A 9,834-nucleotide genomic window follows, 5' to 3' on the forward strand; every position below is an offset into this window, starting at 1 on the left:
GACAAAATACGGTATCACACCGTAATAGCTGATTTACTCTTGTTCCCTTCGCAGGTACTAACCTGATCAGGTTCCGCGGATCCCGAATTAACGGTCTCAGCCCTGGGGCACTCCGACAAGATATCGACTGGTTTTTCAGTCAACGTAAGGGTGAGGCATGCCTCGCCCTTACCCCTCAAGCATAAAGGGGCTTTTTGGAAACTACAAGAAGTTCACATTCTGATAACGAATCAGGCAGGGCGAGCAAGCGAGCACGAGTTGGCAGCGCTTTGATTATCATCATTTTTTTCTAAAGCCAGCTTGATGAATTTATCCTCCAACGTAAATCGAGCCTCCAGCGCTTCACCGACTACCGATAATGCCCGCTGAAATTCAACGCAGTTATCATCATCGATGGCTGTTTCCAGATGCGAATCATAAATCTCCATTATCTGATCGGTATTGGCTTTTAAAGAGGGGTAGATTAACGACGCTTTCGCCAGTTGCTCGGTCCCTTCCAGTTCCTTGATAAAACGTTCGTAGACGGTGAAATGACCGGTGGAAAGGTAGTCCACCAGATGCTGGCAGAATGTATCCAGCGCGTTTTCATCGAGCGTCGTCAGCGTTTCCTTGTTAGGCTTAATGCCAGCCATTTGGTAATAGGTAACCAGCAACTGCTTGCGGGAGCGCAGGCAGAAGTCTACCAGCTCACTGCATCCGCCGACGCGCGCGGTGAGGACTTCTAACTGGTTAAGCATGTTCAACTCCGTGAATGTTATATTTTAACGTCTGACCTCAATCCAGTCTTTAAGCTGAGGATGATGAGCAAAATGATGGAACAGGAAATTTTAAGCGTAGACGCTGGCTGGTGGGTTGTCAGCCAGGAACATAAAATTTGGTTACCAAAAGGTGAGCTGCCGCATGGTGATGCGGGCTCATTGGGCCTGACAGGGCGATCAGGGGCGCCGATTGGAGAGTGGCAGGGCGAGAAAGTGTGGCTGATCCGCGGTACGTATCCTCAGGATATGGGATCGCTACGCCAGTTGCTCGATCAAGATACGGGCCTGTTCCAACTTGCCGGACGCGGTATTCAGTTATCAGAATTCTATCGTTCACACCGTTGGTGTGGCTACTGTGGCCATGAAATGCACCCCAGCAAAACCGAATGGGCGTGTCTCTGCGGGCATTGCCGGCAGCGTTACTATCCGCAAATTGCACCTTGCATTATCGTGGCGATCCGCCGGGGCGAAGAGATTTTGCTGGCGCAGCATACGCGGCATCGTAACGGGATTTTCACGGTACTGGCTGGCTTTGTCGAGGTGGGCGAAACCCTTGAGCAAACGGTAGCACGTGAAGTGATGGAAGAAAGCAGCATCCGTGTGAAGAATCTGCGCTATGTCTCTTCTCAACCCTGGCCTTTCCCCCAGTCACTGATGATGGCGTTTATGGCCGACTATGCTGGCGGTGATATCAATATTGATCCAAAAGAACTGCTGTCTGCGGGGTGGTATCGTTACGATGCGTTGCCGCAGTTACCTCCAGCAGGAACGGTGGCTCGCAGGCTGATTGAAGACACTGTCGCAATATGTCGCGCAGAAGCCGAATAATACTGTTTTTAATGTTTTTTTCTGATAAAGGTTTTTTAGCGATATATTCTCCTGGTTCATTTTTTGAGTCAGGAGAGTTATTGCTTTATTTAAATAATATAAACAAACACGACTTTATATTTGCAGTGAATTCAAATATCATTCCATGCCATAAACTGCGCCGCTTATCATAATAAAGAGTGGTTTCATTAAAAATGCTTAAAAAGTGATATTCCACCCGTTAATTTTACTGGTGTTTTCTTCTATTCACATTTATTTAATTCGGTGCTGCTTTCCAGAAATGACTTTCTGGTTAACGATGACGCGATCACGTCCTCAGCTTAATAATGACGTCAGCGGCTGAGTCTTGTGCATGAGGTTCCGTACGTTGTGAGTGAATACAATGTCTGAGACGAAAAAACAATGTTATCTGTGGGGAATCTGGTCTTGCTGGAGCATAAGTATACTTGCCTTTGCGCTATCAATAAGAACGACCTTATTAATTTCTCTGGGTGTTATGGTGTGCCTGATTATGCTGCTAGCTATCCCCTTTCTATACAATAAAAGGACGATTAAAAACGTGTTTAATTTCAATCGCAAGGCAGAGCCTCAGTCAAATGAGAATTTATCTTCACAGGTCAAGCTGGAACAAAATGTATCCCCCCTTGCTCCTTCGTATGATGACAGTAATACGAAAGAAACAGTGATCTCTATTGGTACTGTATTACGGGGCGAAATGACCAACGAAAACAATATTTCAATCAATGGTGTTGTTGAAGGGGACCTGACCAGCCAGAAAATGACGCAGATTGGTAAGGAAGGTCAGGTTGTCGGAACAGTAAAGTCCGTTAAGCTGGTGGTCAATGGTCTGCTGAAAGGAAGCTGTTATGCCAGGACGGTTGTTATTATGTCGCGTGGCAGGATTGAAGGTGAAGTGTTCGCCACCGAGTTCTCCATTGAGAAAGGTGGGGTATTTATAGGAAATTCTCATCAGATTGAAGAGCCACAGTTGCCGGTGGAGAAGAAAGAAAAAAAACGGATGGTCACTATGGGCGACAGTTCACCTTCTCTTATCGCTGTTGAAAACACGCAGGGAAAAATCGATAGTTCACCAGGAAGAAATGTGGCGGCTGGCAATTAAAAGTAAGGGAAAGCTGTTGTTATTTCGCTAAATTTCATCTTTACCCTGTCGTTGTTCACGATGCATTCAGGGGCGGGTGTGCCTGGTTAGCTCAATTTTTCGAGTGGTCGATCATCGTCAATTCCAATAAATGTTACACTAGCAGCCTGTATGGTGAGAGAGTCTCGTGATGAGTGAACTGAAGAACGATCGATATCTGCGCGCATTGCTGCGCCAGCCAGTGGATGTTACCCCGGTATGGATGATGCGTCAGGCCGGACGTTATCTGCCGGAGTACAAAGCAACTCGCGCTGTAGCCGGTGACTTTATGTCGCTGTGTAAAAACGCGGAACTGGCCTGTGAAGTTACGCTGCAACCTCTGCGGCGTTATGCGCTGGATGCGGCGATCCTGTTCTCCGATATCCTGACCATTCCCGATGCGATGGGACTGGGACTGTATTTTGAAGCAGGTGAAGGCCCACGTTTTTCCTCTCCTGTCACCTGCCGCGCTGACGTTGAAAAATTGCCTGTTCCTGACCCGGAGCAGGAGCTGGGTTATGTGATGAATGCGGTACGTACCATCCGCAAAAACCTCAACGGCGACGTGCCGCTGATCGGGTTTTCTGGCAGCCCGTGGACGCTGGCAACCTATATGGTGGAAGGCGGCAGCAGCAAAGCGTTTACCAAACTGAAAAAGATGATGTACGCCGAGCCGAAAACGCTGCATCTGATGCTGGATAAGCTGGCCGACAGTGTCACGCTGTATCTCAATGCTCAGATCCGCGCAGGTGCCCAGTCAGTGATGATTTTTGACACCTGGGGCGGCGTATTGACCGGACGCGACTACCTGGAGTTTTCGCTCCACTACATGCACAAAATCGTTGATGGTTTGCTGCATGAAAATGAGGGGCGCCGTGTACCCGTTACCTTGTTTACTAAAGGTGGCGGGCAATGGCTGGAAGCGATGGCCGCAACAGGTTGTGATGCGCTGGGCCTTGACTGGACAACGGATATTGCCGACGCACGTCGCCGTGTGGGCCATAAGGTCGCGTTGCAGGGCAATATGGACCCATCGATGTTGTATGCCGCTCCTGAGCGTATTGAGCAGGAAGTGGCGGGCATTCTTGAGGGCTTTGGTCAGGGCGAAGGGCATGTGTTCAACCTTGGCCACGGTATTCATCAGGATGTACCACCAGAAAACGCCGGTGTGTTCGTCGAGGCAGTGCACAAGCTCTCACGTCCTTACCACCAGGAGTAATCAGTTAGGGGAAAATATGGATATTGCAGCATTACGTGACGAGCAGCGTCAGCGTGCAGCGGACGTGAGATGTCAGGATGACTTTGATGTAATGCCTCCCCGCCTGATTGGTGGCGCAGATGTGGGGTTTGAACAGAGTGGTGCGGTGACACGCGCCGCCCTGGTGATTCTGGAATATCCCTCACTTCAGGTTATTGAGCATCAGGTGGCGCGTGTTGCTACGACGATGCCCTATATTCCCGGTTTCCTGTCATTTCGTGAAACACCTGCTCTGCAAGCGGCGTGGAAACAACTGTCCAATCATCCCGACCTGTTATTCGTTGATGGACACGGAGTGGCTCATCCTCGTCGTCTTGGTGTGGCCAGCCACTTTGGCCTGCTGGTCGACGTCCCTACGATTGGCGTGGCGAAAAAACGCCTGTGTGGAAAATTTGAACCTCCGGCAGCAGAACCGGGCAGTTGCCAGCCTCTGATGGACCACGATGAGTTGCTGGGCTTTGTGCTGCGCAGCAAGGCTCGCTGTAATCCTCTGTTTATCTCTCCCGGACACCGCGTAAGCCATGCAACTGCACTTGACTGGGTGCAGCGTTGTTTGCAGGGCTATCGTCTGCCTGAGCCTACGCGCTGGGCGGATGCTGTTGCCTCGCGCCGCACGGCTTTTACCGCGCTGTCCCGGGGTTAACCGTGCTGCCCTGTGGCTTTTCAGGTACACTGCGGCAAGTGCATTAATTCTGAGATCCCGATATGTTACGTAACCCGATTCATCTGCGGCTGGAAAAGCTGGAAAGCTGGCAGCACGTTACTTTTATGGCTTGTCTGTGTGAACGCATGGTGCCCAACTACCGTGCATTTTGCCAGCAAACCGGTTTTGGTGATGGCCAGCTTTACCGCCGTATTCTCGATCTTTTATGGGAAACCCTGGTGGTGAAAGACGCGAAAGTGAACTTTGACAGCCAGCTGGAAAAACTGGAAGAAGCGATCCCTTCAGCCGACGACTACGATCTGTATGGCGTTTACCCGGCAATTGATGCCTGTGTGGCGCTCAGCGAGTTGCTGCATTCTCGTTTGAGCGGTGAAACGCTGGTCCATGCTATTGCCGTGAGCGAGACGTCAATTACGACGGTGGCGATGCTGGAAATGACCCAGGCAGGTCGCGAAATGACCGAAGAAGAGCTGAAGGTGAATCCTGCCGTTGAAGAGGAATGGGACATCCAGTGGGAGATATTCCGCCTGCTCGCCGCCTGCGAGGACAGGGACCTGGAGCTGATAAAAGGGTTACGATCCGACCTGCGTGAATCCGGTATTAGTAACATCGGTATAAATTTTCAGCAGTAAGGCGACAAAACGTGACTTCAGGCCTGATTTGTAGCGCCTTTGGGCTTCACATTCGCCCCCAGTCTGGTCTACATTTGGGGGGCTGAAAAATGTGGCTATCGGTGCGTGTATGCAGGAGAGTGCCAGAATCTGGTTTTTCCCTCGCACTTGATGCTTAGCAAGCGATAAATACACTGTAAGGATAACTTATGAACAAGACTCAACTGATTGATGTAATTGCGGACAAAGCGGACCTGTCTAAGACCCAGGCTAAAGCTGCTCTGGAATCCACCCTGGCTGCGATTACTGAGTCTCTGAAAGACGGTGATGCTGTACAACTGGTTGGTTTTGGTACCTTTAAAGTTAACCACCGTGCTGAGCGTACTGGCCGCAACCCGCAGACTGGTAATGAGATCAAAATTGCCGCTGCAAACGTACCGGCATTTGTATCTGGTAAAGCACTGAAAGACGCTGTTAAGTAATCGTCTGACGGTGAAGAGTTTAAACAGGGGGGCGAATTCGCCCCTTTTGTTTATCTCTCTCCCTGCGTGGATCATTCCGTATCCTTTCACTGCCTGCTCCTCCTCCGCCATATCTCGACAAACCTCCGTTTACCCGCTAACGGTTTCTTCTGCTTTAGCGCTGTTGTGATACTCTTTTCGCATGAAACTGACTTCTGTAGTCCAACGACTCTCTCTTGGCATGCTAATTCTGTTAGCAGGCTGTAGTTCGCATTCTGATCTGCCGGACTTTACCGCCAGCGGCTATCTTGCCGATCGGGGTACGGTGCGCATCTGGCGTAAGAACCAGCACGAGCAGGTTTCACATCTGATGACGGTATATACCCCGTTTAATGGTGCCGCTACGGAAACCAGCGACTATCTCTGGCAGCAGGGCAAGCTGGTTTCGGTAGAACGTCATGTTATCGGTGATAAGCCTGACGATGTGACGCTGCGCTTTGACCAGGACGGCAGCCTGAGCTTTATGCAACGCCAGTTGTCCGGGCGGCGCGAAGCCCTCTCTGCGGATGAGATTGCGCTGTATCAGTTTGATGCCCAGCGGATGCTAAAAATCAGTGATGATTTGCTCTCAGGGAATGTATTGCTCAGGCAGGGTAGCTGGCAACAGGATGGCACAATCACCACCTGTCAGGGGAAAACAGTGCGACCTGAGCTGGATCAGACTGAGCTGGGTCGTATCGCTCGTCAGCAGCGAGACACGTCCGGCCCGGTGAGTATCGCCTGGCTGGAGGCTCCGGCAGGCACGCAGCTGCTGTTGGTGTCTGCCAGTGACTTCTGCAAGACGGAACCGAAAGAAGAGGGATTTTAAGCATAAAAAAAGGCGATCGTTGATCGCCTTGATGCTGAATCGGTCAAAGCGGATCGACGATCCGCTTCGATGCGTTATTTACGGTCTATCGCGCGGTAACCGATATCTTTACGGCAGAAGCTCCCTTTCCATGAGATCGGTTTGGCAAGCTCATAAGCACGTTTCTGTGCTGCAGCAACGTCTTCGCCCAACGCAGTAACGCAGAGAACGCGGCCACCATTGGTCACGACCAGCTCGTCCAGCAGTGTGGTGCCAGCATGGAACACTTTGCCATCCGCCACTTCTTCCAGAGGCAGGCCATGGATCTGCTCACCGTTAACGTAATCTCCCGGGTAGCCGCCAGCGGCCAGCACCACACCCAGTGATGGACGGGGATCCCAGACTGAATCTTTTTCATTCAGTTTGCCATCAACGGCCGCCAGGCAAAGATCGACCAGATCGGATTGCAGACGCAGCATGATCGGTTGAGTTTCTGGATCGCCAAAGCGGCAGTTGAATTCGATCACTTTCGGCTGACCACTTTTATCGATCATCAGGCCTGCATACAGGAAGCCGGTATAAACATTCCCTTCACCCGCCATTCCGCGTACGGTTGGCCAGATCACTTCGTCCATCACACGCTGGTGGATTTCATCTGTGACCACGGGGGCTGGAGAGTAAGCGCCCATGCCACCGGTATTCGGCCCGGTATCACCATCACCAACGCGTTTATGATCCTGGCTGGTGGCCATTGGCAGCACGTTCTCGCCATCGACCATCACGATAAAGCTGGCTTCTTCGCCGTCGAGGAACTCTTCCACCACAATACGGTGACCCGCATCGCCAAAAGCGTTGCCTGCCAGCATATCCTGAATGGCGTCTTCGGCTTCCTGCAACGTCATGGCCACAATCACACCTTTACCTGCCGCCAGACCATCGGCCTTGATGACAATCGGTGCGCCTTTCAGACGAACGTAAGCCAGAGCAGGCTCCACCTCGGTAAAGTTCTGGTATTCGCCGGTTGGGATCTTGTGGCGTGCCAGGAAGTCCTTCGTGAACGCTTTAGATCCTTCCAGCTGTGCAGCGGCCTGGGTTGGGCCAAAGATCTTCAGGCCGGCTGCGCGAAACGCATCTACTACGCCGATGACCAGCGGTGCTTCCGGGCCAACGATAGTCAGATCGATCTTCTCATCGCGGGCAAAAGCCAGCAGGGCAGGAATATCTGTCGGGCTGATCGCCACGTTTTGTAACGCAGGCTCCAGCGCGGTGCCCGCATTACCAGGAGCAACAAAAACGGTATCAGCCAGTGGAGACTGAGCGGCTTTCCAGGCCAGCGCATGTTCGCGGCCGCCATTACCAATCACTAAAATTTTCATCTGAAGCTCCGTAATTAATGGCGGAAGTGGCGCATGTCGGTGAAGATCATCGCAATGCCGTGTTCGTCAGCGGCAGCGATCACTTCATCATCACGAATCGATCCACCCGGTTGGATCACGCAGGTGATGCCAACCGCAGCAGCGGCATCGATCCCATCGCGGAACGGGAAGAATGCATCGGAGGCCATAGACGAGCCGTTGACTTCCAGACCTTCATCGGCGGCTTTGATACCGGCAATTTTGGCGGAGTAAACGCGGCTCATCTGGCCAGCGCCTATGCCGATGGTCATATTGTCACGTGCATAGACGATGGCGTTGGACTTGACGAACTTCGCCACTTTCCAGCAGAACAGCGCATCACGCAGTTCCTGCTCGGTAGGCTGACGCTGGCTAACCACGCGCAGCTGGCTTTCGTTTACCATTCCGAGGTCACGATCCTGTACTAACAAGCCACCGTTAACACGTTTGAAGTCCAGACCGGCCTGACGCTGCTGCCACTGGCCGCACGTCAGTACACGCACGTTCTGTTTCGCGGCAGTCACTTTCAGTGCGGCTTCAGTCGCAGAAGGGGCGATAATCACTTCAACGAACTGGCGGCTGATAATGGCCTGCGCAGTGGTTTCGTCCAGCTCGCGGTTGAAAGCAATAATGCCGCCGAAAGCAGACGTCGGGTCAGTTTTGTAGGCGCGCTCGTAGGCATCAAGAATTGAACCGCCAACTGCTACGCCACAGGGGTTAGCATGCTTGACGATGACGCAGGCTGGCTGGTCAAACTCTTTCACACACTCCAGCGCCGCATCGGTATCGGCGATGTTGTTATAAGAGAGTGCCTTGCCCTGGACCTGCTGTGCTGTTGCGACAGAAGCCTCGCTAACATTCTCTTCTATATAGAAGGCAGCATCCTGATGGCTGTTCTCACCGTAACGCATATCCTGCTTCTTAATGAAGTTCAGATTAAGAGTCCGAGGGAAGCGACCGGAAGGTTCAGTGGAGTCACCGTGATAAGCAGGAACCAGGCTACCGAAGTAGTTGGCGATCATGCTGTCATAGGCGGCGGTGTGTTCGAAGGCTTTAATCGCCAGATCGAAACGTGTGGACAGCGTCAGGGAGTTATCGTTGGCATCCAGTTCGGCAACGATGGCCTGATAGTCACTGCTCTTGACCACAATCGCCACGTCTTTGTGGTTCTTGGCGGCGGAGCGCACCATGGTTGGGCCACCGATATCGATGTTCTCAACCGCATCTTCCAGCGAACAACCTTCACGGGCAACGGTTTCGGCAAATGGATAGAGGTTAACGACGACCATATCAATCGGTGAGATGCTGTGTTCAGCCATGATGGCATCATCCTGACCGCGGCGTCCTAAAATGCCACCATGCACTTTCGGGTGCAGCGTTTTGACGCGTCCATCCATCATTTCCGGGAAACCGGTGTAGTCAGACACTTCAGTAACAGGCAGGCCGGCATCTGCCAGCATGCGTGCAGTGCCGCCAGTGGAGAGCAGCTCGACGCCACGTTGAGAAAGCGCCTGAGCGAATTCGAGGATACCGGCTTTATCAGACACGCTGAGCAGCGCGCGGCGTATAGGACGACGTTGTTGCATGATTTATCCCTTGGCTTTGGATCGCATATAAAGAGCGTTATATGAAGCTTAGACTTTCTCTTTCTTCTATATAGGAAGAAAACAGAGAGTAAGGTTCATGTAACGCCCCTGAAGGGGCTTCCGTTACGCGCGGGCATTGTAGCGAAAACGATTGCGCGATGCTCGTCAAAATTGTGGTCATACGACGAATGTGGATAAGTTTGTGCATAAGCGGGTATAAGGAGGGGTTTTGCTGGGGATTGCAGCAAACAGTCAAATTATCGCAAATTAGCCCTTGTCACCCGTCGAG

At 51.9% G+C, this 9,834-nt stretch carries 10 protein-coding genes and 1 riboswitch; of the genes, 7 read left to right on the forward strand and 3 right to left on the reverse strand.

Annotated elements, in window-relative coordinates:
- Positions 1-26 precede the first annotated feature (26 nt).
- Positions 27-125: riboswitch (TPP riboswitch) on the reverse strand.
- A gap of 105 nt (positions 126-230) precedes the next feature.
- Positions 231-737 carry a sigma D regulator gene (gene rsd / locus FY046_RS23170; RefSeq protein ID WP_133846992.1) on the reverse strand — a complete coding sequence of 169 codons (507 nt, stop codon included), beginning with the start codon at positions 735-737 and terminating at the stop codon, positions 231-233.
- A 75-nt stretch (positions 738-812) separates the two neighbouring features.
- On the opposite strand from rsd, the gene nudC reads away from it, so the two are divergent.
- The 7 genes from nudC to FY046_RS23205 all read left to right on the forward strand — a co-directional run bounded on the left by nudC (position 813) and on the right by FY046_RS23205 (position 6,586).
- Positions 813-1,586, forward strand: coding sequence for an NAD(+) diphosphatase (gene nudC / locus FY046_RS23175; RefSeq protein ID WP_133847005.1), 774 nt, complete (start codon positions 813-815; stop codon positions 1,584-1,586).
- Positions 1,587-1,968: 382 nt separating this feature from the next.
- On the forward strand, positions 1,969-2,706 hold the full coding sequence (locus tag FY046_RS23180) for a bactofilin family protein (RefSeq protein ID WP_133846991.1): 738 nt from the start codon (positions 1,969-1,971) through the stop codon (positions 2,704-2,706).
- A 169-nt stretch (positions 2,707-2,875) separates the two neighbouring features.
- Positions 2,876-3,943, forward strand: a complete 1,068-nt coding sequence (gene hemE / locus FY046_RS23185; protein ID WP_133846990.1) for a uroporphyrinogen decarboxylase — start codon at positions 2,876-2,878, stop codon at positions 3,941-3,943.
- A gap of 16 nt (positions 3,944-3,959) precedes the next feature.
- Positions 3,960-4,625 (forward strand): deoxyribonuclease V, encoded by a 666-nt coding sequence (nfi, locus tag FY046_RS23190; RefSeq protein WP_159338611.1) that lies wholly within the window; start codon positions 3,960-3,962, stop codon positions 4,623-4,625.
- A 62-nt stretch (positions 4,626-4,687) separates the two neighbouring features.
- Entirely contained in the window at positions 4,688-5,278 is a 591-nt protein-coding gene (locus FY046_RS23195) for a YjaG family protein (RefSeq protein ID WP_133846988.1), read from the forward strand.
- A 188-nt stretch (positions 5,279-5,466) separates the two neighbouring features.
- Complete coding sequence (gene hupA / locus FY046_RS23200; protein ID WP_133846987.1) at positions 5,467-5,739, forward strand: nucleoid-associated protein HU-alpha; 273 nt, start codon at positions 5,467-5,469, stop codon at positions 5,737-5,739.
- A gap of 220 nt (positions 5,740-5,959) precedes the next feature.
- On the forward strand, positions 5,960-6,586 hold the full coding sequence (locus FY046_RS23205) for a DUF1481 domain-containing protein (RefSeq protein WP_420361232.1): 627 nt from the start codon (positions 5,960-5,962) through the stop codon (positions 6,584-6,586).
- 74 nt (positions 6,587-6,660) lie between these two features.
- Here the strand turns inward: FY046_RS23205 and purD are convergent, their stop codons facing one another.
- Together purD and purH are read right to left on the reverse strand one after the other, a co-directional pair.
- Entirely contained in the window at positions 6,661-7,941 is a 1,281-nt protein-coding gene (gene purD / locus FY046_RS23210) for a phosphoribosylamine--glycine ligase (RefSeq protein ID WP_133846985.1), read from the reverse strand.
- A gap of 14 nt (positions 7,942-7,955) precedes the next feature.
- On the reverse strand, positions 7,956-9,545 hold the full coding sequence (purH, locus tag FY046_RS23215; RefSeq protein ID WP_159338613.1) for a bifunctional phosphoribosylaminoimidazolecarboxamide formyltransferase/IMP cyclohydrolase: 1,590 nt from the start codon (positions 9,543-9,545) through the stop codon (positions 7,956-7,958).
- Positions 9,546-9,834 lie beyond the last annotated feature (289 nt).

The organism is Erwinia sp. 1181_3 (genome assembly GCF_052824965.1).